The organism is Brasilonema sennae CENA114 (genome assembly GCF_006968745.1).
GTDB lineage: Bacteria > Cyanobacteriota > Cyanobacteriia > Cyanobacteriales > Nostocaceae > Brasilonema > Brasilonema sennae.
Genome location: NZ_CP030118.1, coordinates 6,896,105 through 6,918,712, shown reverse-complemented (window position 1 = coordinate 6,918,712; position 22,608 = coordinate 6,896,105). Strand labels below are relative to the sequence as shown.

Sequence of the window (22,608 nt, the reverse complement as noted above, 5' to 3'; positions counted from 1 at the left end):
GCATTGTCAGATTATGGATTAATGACACTATGTCAACGATTCAGCCTACTTTTTCTCACACCGTTTTCATCCCATGAAGTGTTCGAGTTTAAGTGAGCAAGGTAGTTTAGGGCACGGAAACGTAAACCAATTAACTGCTCATACAGAGGATTGAGCTTACACAAGGGTGGTATATGGATAATTAAGTTCCCAAACAGTTTGATGTCACTTGCAAATGGGCAAGAAGCCGGGATTACTCGGCACAATAATCGCGCTAATTTTGAATTCTGGATTTCGATAGTATCGAGCTTTTTTCGTATCGGTAAAAGTAAATCTAATGTGTGTGTGTTCATGCGCTCATTTCCTGACATTACAAGTTTGATGATGAGAGAAATTCGAGGTTGCTCTACACATTACTCGGTGAATAAAAAACCTCTTTATCTGAAATGCAGCAGAGTTTTAACAAAACTTTATAAAATATCCTAAGTTTGTTGGGGTATTTTCTTCAGCATACATTTAGATGAAATGGTATTACCCTAATGGGTACTTTTCTGACGATAGAATTACATAAAAAAAGTACCTTTAAAGGTACTGTTATGCTGTTGATATTGCCTTGATAATAGATTGATTTTAAAAACTGCCTAAAAGAGTTTGAAATACCCCAAATAAAAGTTTGACTACGCTAAAGTTCAATTGAATTGTCAAAAATTACAGCCCCTCACTACTTCTTATTACCAACTCCATCACACAAGTGCTTGTCACTCTCATTATCAGGGGGATTGGTTTTATAATACTCGCGCATAAAATTGCACCCTTCGTTGAGTAAATAATCAAAATCCAGCCTCCACAGTTTCACCGTCTTGTCAACACCGGCTGTTGCTAGCATCTTGCCATCGGGACTGAAGCTGATGCCAAAAACCCAGTTTGTATGCCCAGTAAGGGTTTTGATTTCTTTGCCTGTGCTGGTATCCCACAGTTTCACCGTGCTGTCAGCACTGGCAGAAGCTAGCATCTTGCCATCGGGACTGAAGCTGATGCCATTAACCGCGTTTGTATGCCCAGTAAGGGTTTTGATTTCCTTGCCGGTGCTGGTATCCCACAGTTTCACCGTGCTGTCATTACTGGCTGTTGCTAGTATCTTGCCATCTGGACTGAAGCTGATGCCATTAACCCAGTTTGTATGCTCAGTAAGGGTTTTGATTTCCTTGCCTGTGATGGCATCCCACAGTTTCACCGTCTTGTCAACACCGGCTGTTGCTAGCATCTTGCCATCGGGACTGAAGCTGATGCCAAAAACCCAGTTTGCGTGTCCAGTAAGGGTTTTGATTTCTTTGCCGGTGCTGGTATCCCACAGTTTCACCGTGCTGTCAGCACTGGCAGAAGCTAGCATCTTGCCATCTGGGCTAAAGGTGATGCCATTAACCGCGTTTGTATGCCCAGTAAGAGTTTTGATTTCTTTGCCGGTGCTGGTATCCCACAGTTTCACCGTGCTGTCATTACTGGCAGAAGCTAGCATCTTGCCATCGGGACTGAAGGTGATGCCATTAACCGCGTTTGCGTGTCCAGTAAGGGTTTTGATTTCTTTGCCGGTGCTGGTATCCCACAGTTTCACCGTGCTGTCATTACTGACAGAGGCTAGCATCTTGCCATCGGGACTGAAACTGATGCCATTAACCGCGTTTGTATGCCCAGTAAGGGTTTTGATTTCTTTGCTGGTGCTGGTATCCCACAGTTTCACCGTGCTGTCATTACTGACAGAAGCTAGCATCTTGCCATCGGGACTGAAACTGATGCCATTAACCCAGTTTGCGTGTCCTCCCAAGGTGTTAGGTGCGGCAACATTGTGAACTGTATTTAATAATGCCAGTTTTACCTGAGTGCGTGTATTCGCATCTACCCAGAATTTACCTCGCATTTTTATAGCAGCTTTTACGCTTGATTCGACAGCTTTTCGCCCATTATTTGAACTCAAAAACCCATCGGAACTTTGGGTTAAGGCATTAATTTGACTGATTTCAGCATTCCCCCAGCCTATACCCGCTAGCCCAGCTAAACCCAAAGCTAACACCAAACCCGCTGCCAGTCCAGAAAAAGTCAGCCGTCTTCTGCGTTCTTGCTGCTTTTGTTCCCTATCGCGCAATTCCACACTTAGCCCAATAAAACTCCTCTCCACCGGACTCAATTCTAAAAAACGTTGTCTTTCCCAATATTCAGCATCTACCAGTGGCTTACCTCGCAACAGCGCCCCTTCATCATTACCGCTACTCTCCCAAGTACGCATTGCTACCCGCAATTGCTCTTGCCAGTGACGAAAGTCCCTATCTTGCTGCATCCACTGATGTAATTGTCCCCAACTGCGGATCAAGGCTTCATGAACAACCTCTACTGTATCTAAACCCGTTTTCTCATCCCTTCCCGTAACTACTAAACGAGCATTAGCCAAGCGAGTTACCAAATCCCAATTTTCTTCACCCACCTCAGCACGGGTAGCTACACGACGGGTATCCTCCGCTCCTTCCCCTGGATGCACCAGTTGGATAAAAATTCGCTGTGCCCTTTCTTTTTCCTCAAAGTTAAGCTGATTATATGCTTGGTCAGCATAACAAGCTAATGCTGCTTCTACTCCACCAATTTCCTTGTAAACAGCACGGGTTAACTGGGCATCTTGTTGTTTTGCCCACAGTTGAGTCAAGGCAAACTCCAATAAAGGTAAATTCCCCGGTTCGACACTAATAGTGGAAAGAATGCGCTCAACAAGCCCCTCCTCAATTGTCACCCCCAGCAACGCCGCAGGTTTTTCTACTGCTGCTTGCAATTCCTCATCCGTCATCGGACCAAGTTTTAAGTCTGCATACTGTAAGGCATCGGCAAAGGGACGATAAGATAATGCTTGTCCCAAAAAATCTGCCCTAAGAGTGATGACAAAAGTAAAATTACGACAATTATAGATTGCTTCGAGTAATCTATCTAGAAAAGTTTGGCGTTCTCCTGTATCTCTGCAAAGAGTGTAAAGTTCTTCAAATTGGTCAGCAACTAGCAACAAACGCTGGCTGGGGTCAAGTTTGAGGATATCATCCACCACATCCCGCAACCCATTTTCATACTGTTCCAGGTCGCTGGCAAGGTTTCTAATCTCCCGCAAGCGTTCAGTGCGGCTAAGTACAGGTTCGGTGATTTGGGACTCTTTTTGAGAATTTCCTTGTGGGCGATTCCCTACGGGATAGCTCCGCTTACCGCTCCCTTGCTCCTTTTCTCCCCTGCTCCCTGCTAAGCGCTCCCCTGCTTTTTCAAGGTAAGCTCTATCAAAACAGTATTCTTGCTGGTCAACAAGGGCAGTTGCCAGATTAAACAAGGGTCTGGAACCGGGACGAAAGTCAACAATATGCCAATTTCCAGCATCTCGCAGACGTTTGACCAAACCTGCAAACACCACACTGGATTTACCACTACCACTAGAACCAATCACCGCTACCAAGGGTTGATTTTGTACTGCATCCACCAACATATCGGTGAAAGTTTCTCGTCCAAAAAAGAATTGTGCATCTTCCTCCCGGAAGGCAAATAAACCACGATAGGGAATAATATCGGTGGGACGGCGACCTAAGTCTAACCAATTTGGTGGGGTTGCACCTGTATTGTGACAAATTACTGGTAACCAAGAAGCACAGGGATATTTATCCTCAAGTCCATGCAACTTTAACCTGGCTTCCTTGGCTGCTTGATATAAGGACTTACTACCCGAAGCAAAATTCTCTAAAAAATGCTTTAAAAATATCTGCGCCACTTCATCTGGTACTTGTTCCCGCATGACAATAATTTGGGGAATATGTAGCGTTTCTAACTCAGATGCTAATCCTAAACCATCACAGGAATTGAAAATCGCCACGGCTAACCCGTTGCTCTTCGCCTTTTTCAAGCCATATTTGAGGTCATCAGTAGTTAAGCTTTCTTTATTTTCATTAATATATATGCGACCCCTATCTCCTACAGTTTGACTATGACCTGCAAAAAACAGGATATCCCAAGGTTTTTCCCACAATTGGTCATTAATTTCATGACGTTGGGGCTGTACTAAAAAGGTGACATCGGCATCCGGTAAACTATTGAGTAACCTGCGGTCTGTTTCCACATCAATACCAGTACTGTTGCCCAAAATCGCCAGAATTTTGACTTTATCTCTGTAGGTAGGAGTTTTCGTTGTTATAGTTTTTTGATAATCGGTTGCACTCAAAGCCAGTTCGGCATGGGGGTATTCTTCCACCAAATCCCAAAGATGCCAAGGTATTTGTCGTAATTGTGGACTAGATGTGCGAATTAGTATCCGTACTATTTCATTTTCTTGTAATTCTTTTAACCAACTCTCCCGGATGGAGCGAAAAGATTCCGAAAGCAGCCAGTTATTTAGTCGCTTTTGTAACTCAGTTGCGGAATTTTTGCAGTCTTCGTATTTGCCAGTAATAGAACCATCGTAAGTAACTTTTTTAGCTTTGAGAGCGCGATTTGGACTTCCTAAGCTTCGATAGTGCGATCGCCATTGGTCAATTGTTGTCTGCAATTCTGTAACTGTTGGTAGATTACCAGTGACTTCTTTATGAGGACTAATACCTTCAAAAGCAATTGAAAGCGTTACCCTTACACCCTGTTGTAAATCGCCGTCTAATTTTAAGACAACTAATTTTGTCATTGGTCGCAAAAAAATGAGTGCTTCTATTTAAGCTACACTTTCTCTAAGAAATTTACGCAAAAATTAAACTTGAATTGCAACCTATCGCTTTCATTAATGTCAGGTTAGACTGTGGCCAAACAAAATTTTGGATGCTGAAGGTAAAAGCATAAAATATAGTTTTTTGTCTAGCAATCGTTTCAAAATTTCATAGTAATTTGATATACAAAGAAAGAAGCACGGGTAATACCGTTTCACTTTAAGATTGATACAAATGGACAGCAGGGGGGCAGGGTGCAGGGTGCAGGGGGAAATAATTGTAGAAAAATCATTTGTATCAAGTATTTCGTGAAATGGTATAACGGCAATATTCCTTTCTGAGATACAATTTTCTGGAACGGGTGCCTTAGAAATGGCTAGTTCTCTAAATACATTGCGAATACAAAAACCCTTTCACTGTTCCCTATTAAGAGTTTCCTGTTCCCGCCCGGAAGGGGCTTGGTAATTTTCTAGACAACAAAATTTTCTACTACGCTGACATTTTCTAAAGCTATATTGACGCTGAAATTATCCCCCACAGCAGCGTTAAACTCCAATGCAATTTTTTTGTTATCGTTTTTGGCTTTAGCTTCCATAACAGCAGTTCCCTCTTCATCTAAAATCATCACATGCAGAGAAGATGGCAAGTACTCTTGACCATTTGTTGGGTGTAACTCCACAATAATTTTCATCTCGTCACAGTTGCTTTCGTCATGACTGACTTTAACAACTATCCCTACTGATTCTCTGTTGGCTTTTATCCCAAAATCAATCAATTTAGCCCGTTCAACAGAGTTTTTTAATCCATCTTCAGCACTTCTAAATTGCCAAACTGGTTCAGTTAAGAATATAGATTCAATTGTTGACCAACCTGAATCAAAAATATTCTCAAACCATCTTTTGAAGTTCACAACACTTTGGCTAGATGAACCCAAATTTTGATTAGATAAACCTAAATTTTGACTCTTGTCTTTAGTTGTTTGTAATTGTAGAGATTCTAAATAATTCAGTAAATTTTCTAGAGGATTTAGTTGATTAATAGGTAAGTATTCAATTGATACCTCCTTGACAAATCCTAACAACTTGGCTGATTGTAAATCTTCACTTATTTCCACAGCAACATAGCCAATCCGGTTTGATTGGACTTCCTGTGGCACATAAACAAACTGTGCATTTTCTAATACCGGACGGCATTCCAACTTCCCCAAATTTGTAATCAATAAATCAGCTACATCCATCAGAGTTTGTTGTACCGGATTCCAACTGTCACTCGCATAAGTGTCAGTTTCAAACCCCATACAATCTAGATAGAAATTCACAAAAGATACAGACAAGGTATTAAGCAAAACCTGCTGGCTTTTTTCTGGGGTAGCTTGCTGTCTTGAGCATTTTTCTGCCAGCCTGCGAGCGACGGTTGATATCGGACCAGTAAATGTAGAAATAGTTGCCATGTCACTCATAGTTTTTTTCCTCACTCGTTAAGTCTTCACTACCACATAAATCTCTAAATTCGTCGCGAAATTTTTCTAAAGTTCGCTGATAAAAATTACTTAATGTTGCCACTGGAATATTCAATTCTTCGGAAATGTCTTTCCAAGATATACCTGACCATCTTTTAACAGCAATTTCTTGGAAATTTACTTGCGGATATTTTTTGATATGTGCTTGTTTAAAAATTCCTTTTGGGTCTATCTCTATATATCGTCTGATTTTTTTAAAAGCAAAGATATAATTATCCTCGTTCTCGCTATCGTCAAATACCAAATCTTCCAAGTTTTCTAAGACAGAGCTTTCGACATTAATTTCATTGGCTTTACCAATTATTTTGGGAATAGCCTCTTTAAAAAAACGTTGACTTAATAACATATTAACCCAAGTCATAAATGAAGCCCGTTCCGGGTCGTACTTATGAAGATTTTTACAGATATACAAAAATAGGTCTTGTACAGCCTCCTGATAAATTTGTTCATAAACTCCTGAAAATTGACCTTTATATGGGTGGCAAAGTTTGCCTGAGCGGTATATATCATCGATTAGTTTTGATAAAGTTATCCGTCTAATTGTTGTCCCTAGGGCGTGTTGTTGGGCTTGTAGAGCTAGCTCTTGAAGCTGTTGCTCGTTCATAAATTATTCATTGGCGAGAATCGTATTCCTCTAAAAACTATCGGATGGTAATTGTGGCTTTTATCCAAATCCTGTGGGAAAGGTTACAAAAATTTACAATAGATTTTTTTAGCAGGCTTCCGTGAGGTTTCCGACTAGTAGGTGATGACGTTTATAGCCATCAAACCGTTGTGAGCGACTTTTACGTAAAGCTCGCCGCTTGGGTTGCTTCCCCCGACAGACTTTACGTCCATGACGCATATCTGGTGGGTCTTCAATTGAAATGCGACGAGCTTTAGCTACACCTTTACTCAGTATTGGTTGCCCAATTTCATCAATAGTTACATTTTGCAGTTGAATTTGTCGCGCCACTTCGAGTACTTCTTGAGCGTCATTTAGCGCCGAATATTCAGTTTTTTTTGTAACTGCAACTCCAGTCTATCTAAAGCGTTGAGAATGGTTTCTAACGCTATTGAGCGCTCAGTTGGATCATCCCAGTTCAAATAAGACCGCTGCTTTGAGGGAAGTTCCTGTCTTTTTACTTAAGGTCATCGTTTTATCTCATCGGCTTTCTATACGCGATATTGTAATTTAGAAGGTAGTACAAATTTGCACAACCCATAAAAGATTATGATTAAACCCAACTTTACTCGTGAAGGGGATTATTTACATAGAAATTTTGTAGAAGATAACAGAAACTACTACGAATCTAATTTGTTTCAATACTGGATAGGAATTCGTGGGAAGGGAGAGACACAAGAAGGGCGAGTGGTCAATCAGGCGATCGCCGATATGTTTCAAAATGTGAACCTGATTGAAGGATGTGTCAACCATTATGCAGATGCCCTCTTTGGAAAAGTGCCAGTGTTCTCAGTAGCTGGGGCAACCAATTCTAGCATTGAAATTACAGAGACAGTCAATTGAGAAGTCACGGACTTTCGTTTGATTCGCGTAAATTATACGCGAACCACTCTTTTTTGTCCAAAGTCCAATCTTCTACACAGTCACAAACTGACTTGCAGTTAGCGTCATCGTATTAACTCCCGTTAGGGTTGCTAAGATACTATTATCCGATAGAATATTGTTGCCAGAGAACGTCAAATTCTTAAAGGTTAGACCCCCTGTTAAACCGATTTTGTCACCAGCACTGCGGTTGAAATCAGTAATTATATCGACACCACTGTTCTTCTGCAAGACGAAAGTATCCGCACCAGTATCACCAGCTAAGACATCATCCCCGTTACCACCTCTGAGGAAGTCATTACCGTTACCACCGACAAGTAGGTCATCCCCGTTACCTCCGAGTAAAGTGTCATTGCCATTACCACCGAGTAAAGTGTCATCGCCATTACCACCGTCGAGTTGATCATTGCCATTACCACCGAGTAAAGTGTCATTGCCATTACCACCGTTGAGTTGGTCATTGCCATTACCACCGTCGAGTTGGTCATCTCCTGCCAAGGCATTGATAGTATCGTTGCCGTTCAAACCGAAAATGACATCATTACCAGCAGTACCAGTGAGGTTGTCATTGCGATTACCACCGTTGATGTTTTGGCCAACAGCAACTGTGACGGTTCCAGTGTCAGTGCCACCATTGCCATCGCTGAGGGTATAATCAAAAGTGGCGTTGCCACTGAAGTTGTTGTTGGGAGTAAAAATAACTTCGTCATCACTCGTATAATCAGGAGTGCCATTGTCATTTAAGCTCACAGTACCGTTAGTCGCATTGCCGACAGCAGTAATGATTAAAGGGTTTAAAGGGTTGCCATCCGGGTCTGTGTCGTTAGCAAGCAGGGTGGTTACAGAAAAAGTCACAGCAGTATTTTGGTAAGTGGTGGCGCTGTCGTCAACGGCAACTGGAGGTTGGTTGTTGATGATGCTACTCAATAATACTGAAACGTTCTTGGAGTTAACGTTCGCCGTTGCCAAGTCGAGTTTGCCGTCAGAGTCGAAGTCAGCTGTGGTCACGGATATCGGACCTGAGTTTGGCCCAACCCTAAAGTTCATGGCAGTGCCAAAGCCGCCACTACCGTTGTTCAACAATACTGAAACGTTGCTGGAAGAAACGTTTGCTGTTGCCAAGTCGAGTTTACCGTCACCATTGAAGTCCCCTGTGATCACGGTGTTGGGAGTTAACCCCACCGCAAAGTTGCTGGCAGTGCCAAAGCCGCCACTACCGTTGTTCAACAATACTGAAACGTTACTGGAAGAAATGTTTACCACAGCCAAGTCGAGTTTGCCGTCACCATTGAAGTCCCCTGTGGTCACGGAATAAGGATTTGACCCTGCTTGATAGTTGGTAGCAGTGCCAAACCCACCATCACCGTTGTTCAACAGCACTGAAACGTTGTTGCTGTCGCTATAGCTCGCCACAGCCAAGTCGAGTTTACCGTCACCATTGAAGTCCCCTGTGGTCACGGATTGGGGACTTGACGTCACCGCAAAGTTGGTGGCAGTGCCAAAACCACCACTACCGTTGTTCAACAGCACTGAAACGTCGTTGGAGCTATTGTTCGCTACAGCCAAGTCGAGTAGCCCGTCAGAGTTAAAGTCTCCTGTGGTCACGGATATCGGACCTAACCCCGCTTGATAGTTGGTAGCAGTGCCAAAACCGCCACTACCGTTGTTCAACAGCACGGAAACTGTACCTCCACCAGAGCCAATGATCGGCACAGCCAAATCGGGTAGCCCGTCACCATTGAAGTCCCCCGTGGTCACAGATCTCGGACGTAACCCGACCGCAAAGTTGGTTGCAGTACCAAAACCGCCACTACCGTTGTTCAACAGCACTGAAACGTTGTCGGAGCCATAGTTCCCCACAGCCAAGTCGGGCAGCCCGTCACCATTGAAGTCCTCTGTGGTTATAGAAAAGGGATTTGACCCCACTCCATAGTAAGTAGGAGTGCTAAAAGTGACAGCAAATACCCCAGAGTAGCTCTGCATCAGTTTGGGTGTAAACGCATTCGTTGCGTCACACTCTCCGATGTGTTGTTGTAATTGCCAACTCCCACCCAATGCTGTATTTCCGACTCGCTTAGAAGAGGCGGCGATACTTGTTCCTGTCAATTCGTGTAGTTGAGCAACAAATTGTGCACCCGCATCCCCGGAGGCGACGTTACACCCGTAGAGTTGGATGCAACCAGATTCCCAAGTTTTCAGTTGTGAGCGATAAGAATCAATGGTGTCCAGGCTTAGCTGGCTATTACCCAGATATAAGCATCCCGGCGCACCGTGAGAAACGATGTGAATGCTAGAAATATCGCTGCGTCCAACCAGTGCTGCAGTTATTTGTGCAATTCCATCACTGTGATTTTCTAGGACAATCACTTCAGCTTCTGCTACTGCACCGAGTATTAGACTTTGGGAGTCGTCTACGTTGGCATCAATGAAGACGACAGGATGATGATTTGCGGTACGGGCGAGTACCATAAATATTGGTTCCTTTTTTGTTGCAAAAGAATTCAGCAAATCTTGATTCTGGAGCGTCTGCGCTCATGGGGTCTAACACGTAGAAGCCCGCACTCCGCAGGTGCGATACGCATTTGCGCAGCGTGTCCGTATCTCCTATGCCCTTCGGGCACGCTGCGCGAACGGAGACGCTGAGTCCCAAGGGGACACGCTACGCGAACGCGAACGGCCTCAAGCCGTGGCGTTAGCCATAGGGCTCAGGACTCAGCGTCAAGCCTCCGGCTTATCGCCGCCTCAAGGGAAGACACCGTCGATGCGTATCGCAAAATATTACACTTCTTGTAAAAGTGAGATTTTACGAGGTTCTGTTAAAAGTTCCCTGTCAAGACTTCCTGACTTTTGCAACAAGTTTATTTGATAGTGAAGCATGAGTGCTTCACTATCAAATATTAATGTACAAAATATTGACCACTGTAGGATGTGGGATGCAATAAGTTTTTCCAATCATTGTGAAGATTAAGCCCCTAAAGCTTTATCCCACTCTAACTGATGAGCTAAACCATACTTGATAAAATCTTCAATTTTGGCTTTATCACTTTTACCAAAAACACCTAAACTGTAAGGATTATCTTGCATACGTTGTGTGACTTGTTCTTTTTCAAATCGTATTAATTCTTCTCTAGGCTTATCTGTTTTTAAAAAGTCTACAACCAAAACAGTTCTGTCATAATTGGTGTAATTATGCGGACAGTGTGGATAGCTGTGATCTAAAACCATGAATTCTCCTTCATGCCAATAAAGCTGCTCATGGCATATTTTCATCGCTATATCCCCTGGTGGCACAATCAATCCTAGATAGCCACGATTCATATGAGGGTTATCGTTCACATGCAGTTTGATATCCAAGCCCGGATGAAATGTCCCAAAATAGACATTTCTAATCACATTATCATCAATTAAGTTGACTTTTTCGATTACATTAGCCAACTTTGGAAAATATTTATCTCTTAATGCAAGTGATTTTGCTGATGCATCATTTTGGCTATAATTAGGATATTGTATTTGATGAAATTGAATATATTCTTCAATGAAGATACCTTGATATAAAATTCCAAAAGCACTATATTTTGAATTTCCTTTGGTTTGAATTGTTTTACTTTTAGGTCCTAAAACATCATAAGCAAATTGTAACTCTTCATTAGATGCATGTTTAATAAAGTGTGTGAACTCATCTCTAATAACTTGCCAGTTATCTTGAAAGCTGTTCAAAAAAGGAAATTGTTTTGGCTCTAGATGATACTCATTAAAACTTTCCATTATCTTTTCTCCTAAAGAAGATTGAATAAAAAACATTACATGGTGAGCAAATTTGGTCTGCGTCCCAGTACGATATTGGAATTCCTGATTAAAGCAGAGTATTTATCCATCACTAGTTAAAAGACCATGCCTAGAGTTATAGTTATAAACTTATACAACGGTTGAATCAAATAAAATCATCTGTGTTGATATTCTTAAACTTTTGAGTTATGTACTTATTTTAGTGTGAGGTCTAGTGTGTCTGAAGCTCCCATATTAGATAAAATAATCAAAAATGTACGAGTAGTTCGTCCCCGTCATGATGTTGTCGAACTACTTGATTTAGGAATTAAGGATGGAAAATTTGCTACTATTACTCCTAATATTAGCCCAGAGCAAGCCAAAGAGGTCTTGGATGGCAAAAACTTGCTGGGCTTTCCTGGGGTCGTAGATGCCCATATGCACATCGGTATCTATCAACCCCTGGACAAAGATGCTGTGACTGAAACCAAAGCAGCCGCAATGGGAGGAGTCACAACTAGTCTTAATTACATTCGTACAGGACAGTATTATCTCAACAAAGGTGGTTCTTACCACGATTTTTTTCCAGAAGTATTAGCGTTATCTGCAGGTCATTTTTTTGTTGATTATGGGTATCACGTCGCACCTATAGCTAGTCAGCATATCAACGAAATACCCCTACTATTTAAAGAACATGGTGTATCTTCGTTCAAAATATTCATGTTTTATGGCGGTTATGGTTTGCATGGTTTGTCAGACCAGCAAAACCTCTTTTTAATGATTAATAAAGAGGAACGTTACGACTTCGCCCATTTTGAATTTATTATGCGCCGTTTAAGTCGCTTGATGGAAGAACATCCAGAAGCACGAGAAACTATTAGCTTAAGTTTACACTGCGAAGTTGCTGAAATTCTCAACGCCTATACCAAAATAGTTGAAAATAATTCTAATCTTAGCGGACTGCACGCTTACAGTGCAGCGCGTCCCCCTCATTCCGAAGGTTTAGCTATTTGTATTGCTTCCTATTTAGCACATGAGACGAACTGTGCAAATATCAATTTGTTGCACCTGAGTTCGCGCAAAGCTATGGAAGCAGCTTTGACTATGCAAACTGCTTTTCCCCATATCAATTTTCGGCGAGAGGTTACCGTCGGACATTTGCTATTAGATGTTGATACCCCCACCGCTACTTGGGCAAAAGTAAACCCTCCTATTCGTCCGCGTGCCGATGTGGAATACTTATGGCAAGCAGTACTCAACCATCAGGTAGACTGGATAGTAAGTGACCATGCTTGCTGTTCTGCTGAACAAAAAAGAAGTGCTAAAGACCCAAATAATATTTGGTTGGCAAAGTCTGGTTTTGGTGGTACTGAATATTTACTTTCTGGTGTCTTTAGTGAAGGAAGTAAGCGGGGAATGTCGTACAATCACATGGCTAAGCTGTTATCGTGGAATCCGTCGCGACGCTTTGGTTTGTTACAAAAAGGGGATATCGCCATTGGCTACGATGCTGATTTAGTACTGGTAGATCCAAATGAAACCTTTGTGGTACGTGCTACTGAATCGGAGTCACAACAAGGTTACACACCCTTTGAAGGGGTGGAGTTAACGGGACGGGTAAAAAATACGTTTTTACGTGGAAATCTTATTTACAATAATGGACAGGTTGTAGGTTCACCCAGTGGACGTTATCTCAAAAGATGTTAGAGCAATCTCGATTTAAATCTTGTTGCTTATAGCGAGTTGTATTCAGAGATAGAATTTACTAAACGAACCGCCAAGACGAGGCAGTGCGTTGCGGAGCCAGTACTGCAGGAGGGTTTCCCTCCGTAGGTATCTGGCGTTGGGGTTCCCGAGCCAGTGCGTTGGGCGGGTTCCCCGACTTGAAGCACCTGGCGTCCCGTTGTAGCACCTGCCGTGCCAAGAGCGCAGAGGAAGAGAAAAGAGAAAAGAGTAAGTTATCTGTATGAATGCAACTTAGTATTACTTGTTGCTTAAAATCTTTATTAATTGCTATCTGCAAAGACAAAGGAGTTGTGTTATGTCTGCGATTCGAGAAGAAATGCCTGTACTTACTCGCCACGAAGGAGATTGGGTAGGTACGTATACAGTGGTTGATACAGAGGGAAAAATTGTTGATAAATATGAATCTCATTTAACCTGCCAATTTCCAGAAGACGGTTCCCATTCCTACTACCAAATCAATCGTTACAAGTGGTCTGATGGGAAACATGAGGAGTATGAGTTTCCGGGAACTTACCGAGACAAAGCGCTGTGGTTTGACACGGAACGTATTGACGGAAAAGCTTGGGAAGTCGATGATGCAACGGTTATTTTGTGGTTCTCTTATAAGACCGTGCCAGATATGTACTTGTATGAAATGATTGTGATTAGTCCTTGCAATAATCATCGCGCCCGCACTTGGCACTGGTTTAAGAACCATCAACTTTTCAAGCGAACCCTGATTCAAGAGGAACGGCTAAGATAAGAGGTTGAGCGATCGCACAGAATTTGTAAAATGGATCTTCAATGCTTCAGGTGTGTTAAGCAGTTTAACGCACCTGAATAGTGTAACCTTTTTAAATTTTATGAGTCATTGGTAAATGCTTATCTGTACTTGATAAAATTTTGGACTGTTACCCATTAATTTCTTTCTTCAATTACATATTAACTAAAATTAGCAAGGCAAAGGCATGGCAAAAAGTGACAAAATAAATTTCTCGACCCCAAGTGGTTTTCCAGAATTTCTTCCTGGCGAAAAGCGTTTGGAACTTTATTTACTAGATACCATCCGGAGAGTTTTTGAAAACTACGGATTTACACCAATAGAAACTCCTGCTGTGGAACGCTTGGAAGTTTTGCAAGCAAAGGGCAATCAAGGCGACAACATTATCTATGGTCTTAACCCTATTTTGCCACCAAATCGTCAGGCAGAAAAAGATAAAGCGGGTGAAACAGGTTCGGAAGCAAGAGCTTTAAAATTTGATCAAACAGTTCCTTTGGCAGCGTATATTGCTCGTCACCTAAATGAGTTGAGCTTTCCTTTTGCTCGCTATCAAATGGATATGGTGTTTCGTGGAGAAAGAGCAAAAGATGGTCGATTTCGTCAGTTTCGTCAGTGTGATATTGATGTTGTCGGTCGTCGTGAACTGAGTTTGCTCTATGATGCTCAGATGCCTGCGATTATAACCGAAATTTTTGACGCAGTTAATATCGGTGATTTTCTGATTCGCATCAACAATCGTAAAATTCTCACTGGTTTCTTTAAATCAGTAGGAGTTGAGGAAGAAAAAATTAAATCCTGTATTGGGATTATTGACACTTTGGATAAAGTCGGTGAGAACAAGGTAAAAAACGAGTTAGAAAAAGAGGGAGTGTTAGCAGATACTACTCAAAAAATCATCTACTTTATTCATATAGATGGCACTGTAGATGAAGTTCTAGATAAACTCAAATACTTAACAACGTCAACACCAGAAGCTGAGGAATTTGCTCTTGGAGTCACGGAATTAGAAACAGTTATTTGTGGAGTTCGCAATCTTGGAGTTTCAGAAAACCGTTTTTGTATTGACTTATCCATTGCTCGCGGTTTGAATTATTATACAGGTACAGTGTACGAAACAACCCTAATAGGACATGAAGCTTTGGGCAGCATTTGTTCTGGTGGTAGGTATGAAGAATTAGTGGGGATGTTTTTGGATGAAAAAATGCCAGGTGTTGGCATTTCTATTGGCTTAACTCGCTTAATTAGTCGGTTGATAAAAGCTGGTATTCTCAATACCTTCGCGGCTACTCCAGCGCAAGTTATGGTAGTGAATATGCAAAATGATTTGATGCCTGTTTATTTGAATGTGTCGCAAAAACTGCGTCAGGCTAAAATTAATGTTATCACGAATTTTGAACAGCGACCTTTGGGCAAACAATTTCAATTGGCTGAAAAACAAGGAATTCCATTTTGTGTGATAATTGGTTCTGAAGAAGCTACAGCGCAAAAGGCGTCTCTCAAAGATTTGAGAACACGCGAGCAAGTGGAAGTCGCGTTGGAAGATTTGGCGGAGGAAATTAAACGCAGACTAGCATAATTCCTCGTATTCCTCGTTCCCAGGTTTCACCTGGGAATGCCCTCAGAGAGGCTCAGCCTCCTAAAATATACTACTAAAATATACTAGAGGCAGAGCCTCTAGCAAGGCGTTACCAGGTTTCACCTGGTAACGAGATGAAAACTTAAATTTATCAGGGGGATATGAACAAACCAATCAAGCGAGCTTTTTTAGACACCGAAGATGGGCAGATTCTCTACCGCATTGGTGGCGAGGGAAGTCCTCTGCTTTTACTACATCAGCAGCCAATGAGTAGTAACGAATATCGAGACTTAATGCCTATTTTGGCAAAAAATCGATGCGTCATTGCTATGGACTTGCTGGGTTATGGTGATTCAGATAAACCCCCCAAAATGTACTCGATAGAGGACTACGCTAAAACCGTCATTTTGCTTTTAGACAAATTAGGCATAAAAACTACAACCATCTTGGGACACCTAACAGGTGCTTTTGTAGCAGGAGAAGTCGCAGCAGAATATCCTGAACGAGTCGAAAAACTTGTCTTATCTGATCCCATTGTCTTAGGTGAAGAAGGAAAAGCAGCCCTATTACAGCAATTTTCAGAAGGTTTTCAAATAAAAACTGACGGATCCCACCTGATGGAAAGATGGGCAGCCCGTGCAAAGTTTGTAGAATCTAATGAATTAAATCACAGGTTAGTTTTAGATGATTTAAAAGGCTTTGGCTATCCTTTCTATGCCGTTTGGGCTGTAGCAAACTACTGTTTAAAGACGCAAGAAAGATTTACACAAATAAAATGTCCCTCCCTAATTCTATGGGGAACTGAAGGTATAAAACAGTTGGAACAGCTGGGTTTAGCAAATGCAGACAATCACCATTTGATTTTAACAGCAATTCCTCATGCAAAAGTGATTGAGATTGAAGGCGGAACTACATACATGATGCTCCAGAGATTTGAAGAAATATCGAAGGTAGTCATCGAATTTTTAGAAGAGAAAAGTTTTTAAAAAATATACTAGAGGCAGCAGCCCAGTAACGAGATGAAATCAACAATGTAACGATATTAGTGGCAATTAGGAAGAAAATACATGGAAAATAAATACGATTGTGCACATGAAGAAGAGGCTGATGACTTTTTGCATATAGCCTCTGTACCGGAAGATTGGGGTGGAGACGGTAGAGGGCGTATGAATCTATCGGGAAGGCGCACAGCAATCTCTAAAGAGTACGTACCTCGCCAGTACCAGTTCTTTGACACGAATACTGTGCCAGAAGAAGACGGGTGGCGAATTAGTGGAATGCCAGAGAACGTAGTATCCGGAAGACGTAAGTTACTCACGTGGCATGACTGTGGTGCATGTACTTCAAAAGTGTTGCTACCGCCCCAGTTTGAGGCACCGTCTGGTATATTCACAGCCGATCTGGAGATTTTTGTGCTTAAGGGTGTAATCCAATTGGGCGAGTGGCAACTCAGCAAGCATGGTTACTCCTTTATCCCCGCAGGAGTCAACGTTGGATCTTGGAAAGTGCTAGGTGGTGAGGAAGCAGAAATCCTCTGGATGGAGAACGGTCCTATTCCATTGAAGTATAAAAATGCACAAAAAAATCATCTAGATGCTAGGGTAGGTGACTTCATTCCAGGATTGGATAGTAAATTGCTACCGTGGGGCAAGACAGATACAGTTCAATTTGAAGTGTCAAAAAAGAAGTACCTAAGGAAAGATGGTAACGGGGGTGGAACATGGCTCCTTACTGTCTTGCCACATTATGACGGCAAGTATCAAATGATTCAATCTTATAATGAAGAAGCATATGGTTTAGTTGGATACTGTGATATAGGAGATTACCGATTCGGGAAGAATCACTTTGGCTATAGTCCTAGCTTTAGCACTCTTCCTAGGCACAAGACTGAGGATGGTGCTTTATTCTTCGTAAGAGTTGATAGGGATTTATCAAAACTTGGAACAGTCTTGTCATATGCATCTCCTGGTGCATAGAAATTGTAAGCAGCTTAAAACAGGTATTTGGTTGTTTGAAAAACGATGGCTGATAAGACATGACTCACGTATAAGAAATGATTTCAAAAACCTATAAAAAACTGGTTGCAAAACAGTTTGCCCAAGATTTCAAATCAGCTATTGAAGTCGTAGAACTCCCCATTCCCGAACCTGCACCAGATGAAATTCTCATTCGCAACAAATTTGCTGGAATCAACGCTGGGTTTGACACCTTACTTTGCCGAGGCGATGTCAGCTACATTAACTTAACTCCTCCCTTTGATTTAGGTGTGGAAGCACTGGGAGAAGTTGTAGCAGTAGGCAATAATGTCAAAGATTTCCAAGTTGGTAATGCTGTAGTCACTACCATACGCGGCGGAGGGTATCGCGAGTACCAAGCGATAAATGCCAACCTTGCAATCAAGGTGCGCCAAGCAACGCCAGAGGTGCTAACCCTGATACCTACTGGTGTCTCAGCAATGGTAGCCTTAGAACAAGTGGGGGAAATGAAAAGCCAAGAAGTTGTTTTGGTGACAGCTGCGGCGGGTGGAACCGGACACATTGCGGTACAATTGGCGAAGTTAGCGGGTAACCATGTGATTGGTACTTGTGGAACTGATGCAAAGGTAGAGTTACTGGAGGAGTTGGGGTGCGATCGCATCATCAACTACCGCACACAAAACCTCAATCAAGTCCTCAAGCAAGAATATCCCAATGGCGTTAACCTAGTTTTTGAATGTGTGGGTAAACAAGTCTTTGATACTTGTGTGGATAATTTAGCAGTTCGCGGACGTTTAGTCGTGGTTGGTTTCGTTTCCGAATATGGCAAGAATTTTGAGCCTGTGACACAAGCGCGAATTTATCACAAGTTGTTTTGGAAAGCAGCTTCGGTGCGGGGGTTTCTTATGCCTCTGTATAAAGAGTATATGACAGAGGGACGCGATCGCCTCTTCAATCTCTTCTACACAAACAAGCTAAAAGTTGCTGTTGACTCAACCCAATTTCACGGCATAGAATCCATTACTGCTGCTGTCGAATACCTCCTTAGTGGTCAAAATTGTGGCAAAGTCGTCGTCAGGTTTTAAAAAACAATCATATATTTAGAAGTACACAGGAAGTCACAATGACACAACAGTCAGAAAATACTTTAAAAGTTGCTCATCAAGCATTTGAACACTTCCAACACGGTTTAGCAACAGGCCAGTGGAATCACTTCTTGGATATGCTCACAGAAGACTTTAGCTTCTGGTTTCCTATTGGGAAATATCACGGTTTACATCAGGGAAAAGAAAAAGCTAGAGAATTTTTCCAATATATTGCTGAATCATTAAGAGGTGAACTCATTTTAGAGCACGTTACAAGTAACGAGACAACAGTCGTGTTTGAGTTCCGCGATGAGGGAACGTTGTTTGGAGAACTTTACAAAAATCGGGTAGCAGTTTCCTTTGATGTGCGGGGAGACAAAATTTGCGGTTATAGAGAATATTTTGGCAGTGATGGTAAATCGAATTGAAGTAGGACTGCGTTAATTTTTATCAGCATTTTTCTGATTCAATTCTCTGCACTTAGCCTCTGCTGCTTGATAAGCCTCTAAGTAATCCTTAGCACCCAACATCACATTCCCGTAATACTCGTAAGGTGGATCACCATAAATTGGCAATGGATCATCTTCTGGATAATCTTCTTTAGATTCTTCTATGATTGCTTTTAGTTCCTTCACGGTGAAACGTTGTGCTGTAAAGTAGCAAAGTTGTTGAGCATTCTTGTTAAGGTACGCTAATGTTGGATCGACAATACAATCTTCCAATTCCATCCAACCGTGTTCGATGGGTTTGTATGGCTTGCCAGCAAAAACTAAAAAACCTTGTACGTAAATTGCTCCCTCAGTCGCTAATGCTGCTCTGTAAGCATTATCAAACGGAGTTTTAGCTTTGCTTTTTACACGTTGGGCAATCTCAAGAGAAAGCGCTTCATTCAGTGGTTTGTTCATTGAGAGCGAGCATTAAGCCATGACTCTAACATAGTATCACTTGTAAATCCCTTGACCAAATGAATCATAGCGATTTTCAATTTGCAATACACTAAAGACCTTACATTATGTATATTTGCTCTGATGTTAAGCGTCTACACGAGTAAGTTCATAAATAAAACCGAATTCCTATATTGGATTTATAAATATTAACCGCCCTTGGCGACACGCGAGTGCGTTCTTTGAGTGCGACGAGTGCGTGTCCGCAGGACATAAACGCCTCCGCAGGCTAGGACGCCAAGAAACACATATATATATAAAAGTTTCACGGAGCGCGTAGCGTGCCGTAGGCATACGCCAGTGGTGCCCGTAGGGCAAATCAATTAGGATTGCTATAGCGAACTGCTTTGTTATCATTGTGATCAATTAGCTAATATTAGCAGTAGCATATATTTGATTGAACAGTTAGAAACTTTACATAATTTTTATTATTGGTAAAATGAGATGAGCTTCAGTCACAATAACAATAAAGATTTTCAAGAATTAGAGAAAATTTTACAGAACTTACTCAATGATAATTTACAGAGCTATTTAGATAATCTCTTGAAAAATAATCTAGAAAAATCTATCAAAGAATCTTTAAATGAATATGTATCTGAACAAATAAAAATACAACGTGCTTCTTACACAAATACTAACGCAATTCTAGATAATACTGCTGCGATTAAAGAATTAAATGAAAAACTTGAATACACATTGGCAGAACTGAACGATTTTAAGAACTCTGTGGAAAACATGCTTGTGGAGCAGCGTCAGAAGAATGGGGAACTGCAACGAAAGATTAACTATTGGGAACAGTCAGCCATAGAGTTTTTTCGGTTATTAGAGAGGGCAGTTGATTACGAAACAGATGAACACAAACTGTTAATCAATAGAATATTAGATGGTTATAATGGAATATTTCTGAATTTAGGAATGGAGCGTATCATTCCACAAGAAAAAGAATCTCTTTCTGAAAGATTTCATGAAGCAATTGATGAGGAAGAATCAGATATAATACCAGGCAATATCGTTAGATGTATCAGTTGGGGTTACAAAATTGGTGACAAAGTTCTTGAGAAAGCAAAGGTTGTTGTAGCAAAATAACTAGCACCATAACAGGAAAAAATCAAAATATGCTCTAGGCATACGCTTTGGATGAGCGCCTGTTACTTTTTTGCAAGAGGTACAAAAAAAAGTGCATAGCTTGTTGAGTGTATGCACTTTTTTTAGCATGACAGCTTATAAAATTTACAGTGATAAAGGAATTAGTTAGGCAATGACAAAAAATTATGCTATCGGAATTGATTTAGGAACATCGACATCTGAAATTTGCGTCTACCGAAATAATGAGTCATTTCCGATTCCTGATCCTGTGACAAAAATGGCGATTATTCCCTCAATTGTTGCTATTAATAAAAAAGGTGAAATCTTAGTGGGAGAAAATGCCAGGAGTTGGGTTGATGTCTCAAATCGAGGGTCTCGTGAAATCAAGCGGAAAATGGGAACTGGAGAAACAATAAAACTGCTAGAGAAAGAGTATCGACCTGAAGAAATTTCTGCTTTAATTCTTCGTCAACTTAAGGAAAATGCGGAAGTTGCACTAGGAATAGAAATTCGAGAAGTCGTCCTTTCTGTTCCAGCCAACTTTCCAGATGCGGCTCGACAAGCTACACTCAATGCAGGTGAATTGGCAGGATTAAAAATTATTCGCCTGATAAATGAACCAACAGCAGCCGCTTTAGCTTTTGGAATCAAAAATATTGATGTTGAAGAACAGCTTGTTGTCTTTGATTTTGGTGGTGGTACATTAGATATCACTGTACTGGAAATGCTTGCAGGTGTTCTTGATGTAAAGTGTAGTTTCGGAAATCCTCAATTGGGGGGTAAAGATTTCGATGAAGCAATGATAAGATTACTTCATCGAAAATTTAAGACAGAAAATCCTGAGGCAGAAATTTCTCAAAAAGCTCATGGTGCACTGAAAGAAGCTGCAGAAAAAGCTAAAAAAGTTCTTTCTACACAACAATCGTATGATGTACGAATCCCGTATTTTGCAGCAAGTCATGGTGAATTTCTTGACTTAGAGGTGGAAGTGACGCAGCAAGAGTTTGAGCAGGCGATCGCACCTCTACTGCAAAAGGCGCGAGACTGCATCCATCAAGCACTAAATGCCAAAAATCTGCACCCCAGTACAATCAATCGAGTATTACTTGTAGGTGGAACAACTTACATTCCTGCTGTTCGCCAATTAGTCGTCCAGATGTTTGGTAAACAAGGAAAAGCACTTGATGTTGGTGCAGACTTAGCTGTGGGTGTTGGTGCATCTATTCATGCTGCTCTAGCCAAAGGTTTCATTCCTCAGGATTCCGGTGTTATTCTCACCGATGTAGCTCCTTTTGGATTGGGTATTGAAGTGGTGAGTTACGTAGGTGGACAGTATATGCTTACCTATGAACCTTTGATCCAACCCAATACAACGATTCCTTATTCTACTCTGAAAACTTACACTCTTTTGAAACCAGATCAAAAGCGGTTAAAAATTCGTCTCTATCAAGACAACACAGGGAGAGCAAAGCTACCAAATGAAGCTATTGACACAGGAATAGAAGCACAGATCACAGATATTCCTCCAGCTGTTGATGGTATTCCCTATGCAGTGCAAGTGGAATTTTCTTATGACATTAATGGGATAGCTAAACTAAAAGCGACTATTCCTAATATTAATAAAAGTGTAGAGCTATCTTACGGTTCTTCAGCCAAGCGCATGGCTAACAAAGATATAGCTGATGCTGCTTCTCGTCTCAAAGAACTGTGGAAGCAAAATGCTAAAGCAAGACAATACGAAGGACTTATTAATAAAGCAGAAAGGTATATGGCTGGAATACCTCCTCAAGAAAGATCGCCGTTATCTGATATTGTTATGGAACTCAAAAAAGCTCTCATGAATGACAATATTCAAGAAATTCAAAAAGCAGGCGATAGCCTTGTGGACTTATTGTTTGATTTAGAAAATCACATGGAATAATC

The 22,608-nt window shown here is 41.4% G+C and carries 18 protein-coding genes; 10 read left to right on the top strand and 8 right to left on the bottom strand.

Annotation, left to right across the window (positions count from 1 at the left end; genetic code table 11):
• Positions 1-32 precede the first annotated feature (32 nt).
• The 5 genes from DP114_RS28800 to DP114_RS28780 all read right to left on the bottom strand — a co-directional run bounded on the left by DP114_RS28800 (position 33) and on the right by DP114_RS28780 (position 7,156).
• Positions 33-332, bottom strand: a complete 300-nt coding sequence (locus DP114_RS28800; protein WP_169265352.1) for a Mo-dependent nitrogenase C-terminal domain-containing protein — start codon at positions 330-332, stop codon at positions 33-35.
• Positions 333-700: 368 nt separating this feature from the next.
• A complete protein-coding gene (locus DP114_RS28795) occupies positions 701-4,663 on the bottom strand; it encodes an nSTAND1 domain-containing NTPase (RefSeq protein ID WP_216669945.1) in 3,963 nt (1,320 codons plus the stop codon).
• Between the two features lie 488 nt (positions 4,664-5,151).
• Positions 5,152-6,141 (bottom strand): DUF1822 family protein, encoded by a 990-nt coding sequence (locus DP114_RS28790; protein ID WP_246162860.1) that lies wholly within the window; start codon positions 6,139-6,141, stop codon positions 5,152-5,154.
• On the bottom strand, positions 6,134-6,805 hold the full coding sequence (locus tag DP114_RS28785; RefSeq protein WP_169265353.1) for a sigma-70 family RNA polymerase sigma factor: 672 nt from the start codon (positions 6,803-6,805) through the stop codon (positions 6,134-6,136). The genes DP114_RS28790 and DP114_RS28785 overlap by 8 nt, the downstream gene beginning before the upstream one ends.
• A gap of 108 nt (positions 6,806-6,913) precedes the next feature.
• Entirely contained in the window at positions 6,914-7,156 is a 243-nt protein-coding gene (locus tag DP114_RS28780; protein ID WP_169265354.1) for a hypothetical protein, read from the bottom strand.
• 258 nt (positions 7,157-7,414) lie between these two features.
• On the opposite strand from DP114_RS28780, the gene DP114_RS28775 reads away from it, so the two are divergent.
• Positions 7,415-7,708: a hypothetical protein gene (locus tag DP114_RS28775; RefSeq protein WP_169265355.1), complete on the top strand. Its 294-nt coding sequence runs from the start codon at positions 7,415-7,417 to the stop codon at positions 7,706-7,708.
• 72 nt (positions 7,709-7,780) lie between these two features.
• Here DP114_RS28775 and DP114_RS28770 read toward each other — a convergent pair whose 3' ends face one another.
• Positions 7,781-10,216, bottom strand: a complete 2,436-nt coding sequence (locus DP114_RS28770) for an FG-GAP-like repeat-containing protein (protein WP_171977759.1) — start codon at positions 10,214-10,216, stop codon at positions 7,781-7,783.
• Between the two features lie 495 nt (positions 10,217-10,711).
• Positions 10,712-11,512: an aspartyl/asparaginyl beta-hydroxylase domain-containing protein gene (locus DP114_RS28765; protein WP_171977758.1), complete on the bottom strand. Its 801-nt coding sequence runs from the start codon at positions 11,510-11,512 to the stop codon at positions 10,712-10,714.
• A gap of 237 nt (positions 11,513-11,749) precedes the next feature.
• Here DP114_RS28765 and DP114_RS28760 point away from each other — a divergent pair, with 237 nt between their 5' ends.
• The 7 genes from DP114_RS28760 to DP114_RS28730 all read left to right on the top strand — a co-directional run bounded on the left by DP114_RS28760 (position 11,750) and on the right by DP114_RS28730 (position 19,083).
• Positions 11,750-13,219: an amidohydrolase family protein gene (locus tag DP114_RS28760; RefSeq protein WP_171977757.1), complete on the top strand. Its 1,470-nt coding sequence runs from the start codon at positions 11,750-11,752 to the stop codon at positions 13,217-13,219.
• Positions 13,220-13,553: 334 nt separating this feature from the next.
• On the top strand, positions 13,554-14,000 hold the full coding sequence (locus tag DP114_RS28755; protein ID WP_169265359.1) for a DUF3598 family protein: 447 nt from the start codon (positions 13,554-13,556) through the stop codon (positions 13,998-14,000).
• Between the two features lie 205 nt (positions 14,001-14,205).
• On the top strand, positions 14,206-15,594 hold the full coding sequence (gene hisS / locus DP114_RS28750) for a histidine--tRNA ligase (protein WP_171977756.1): 1,389 nt from the start codon (positions 14,206-14,208) through the stop codon (positions 15,592-15,594).
• 161 nt (positions 15,595-15,755) lie between these two features.
• Positions 15,756-16,580 carry an alpha/beta fold hydrolase gene (locus tag DP114_RS28745; protein ID WP_169265361.1) on the top strand — a complete coding sequence of 275 codons (825 nt, stop codon included), beginning with the start codon at positions 15,756-15,758 and terminating at the stop codon, positions 16,578-16,580.
• An 81-nt stretch (positions 16,581-16,661) separates the two neighbouring features.
• The gene (locus DP114_RS28740; protein WP_169265362.1) at positions 16,662-17,570 is read left to right on the top strand and encodes a DUF4437 domain-containing protein; all 909 of its coding nucleotides are present in this window, start codon (positions 16,662-16,664) and stop codon (positions 17,568-17,570) included.
• A gap of 77 nt (positions 17,571-17,647) precedes the next feature.
• A complete protein-coding gene (locus DP114_RS28735) occupies positions 17,648-18,655 on the top strand; it encodes a zinc-binding dehydrogenase (RefSeq protein ID WP_171977755.1) in 1,008 nt (335 codons plus the stop codon).
• Between the two features lie 38 nt (positions 18,656-18,693).
• Positions 18,694-19,083, top strand: coding sequence for a nuclear transport factor 2 family protein (locus DP114_RS28730; RefSeq protein WP_171977754.1), 390 nt, complete (start codon positions 18,694-18,696; stop codon positions 19,081-19,083).
• 12 nt (positions 19,084-19,095) lie between these two features.
• Here the strand turns inward: DP114_RS28730 and DP114_RS28725 are convergent, their stop codons facing one another.
• Positions 19,096-19,560 (bottom strand): hypothetical protein, encoded by a 465-nt coding sequence (locus DP114_RS28725; RefSeq protein WP_169265365.1) that lies wholly within the window; start codon positions 19,558-19,560, stop codon positions 19,096-19,098.
• Positions 19,561-20,043: 483 nt separating this feature from the next.
• On the opposite strand from DP114_RS28725, the gene DP114_RS28720 reads away from it, so the two are divergent.
• Both DP114_RS28720 and DP114_RS28715 read left to right on the top strand, forming a co-directional pair.
• A complete protein-coding gene (locus DP114_RS28720; RefSeq protein WP_171977753.1) occupies positions 20,044-20,685 on the top strand; it encodes a nucleotide exchange factor GrpE in 642 nt (213 codons plus the stop codon).
• A gap of 172 nt (positions 20,686-20,857) precedes the next feature.
• The gene (locus DP114_RS28715; RefSeq protein WP_171977752.1) at positions 20,858-22,606 is read left to right on the top strand and encodes an Hsp70 family protein; all 1,749 of its coding nucleotides are present in this window, start codon (positions 20,858-20,860) and stop codon (positions 22,604-22,606) included.
• Positions 22,607-22,608: the final 2 nt, after the last annotated feature.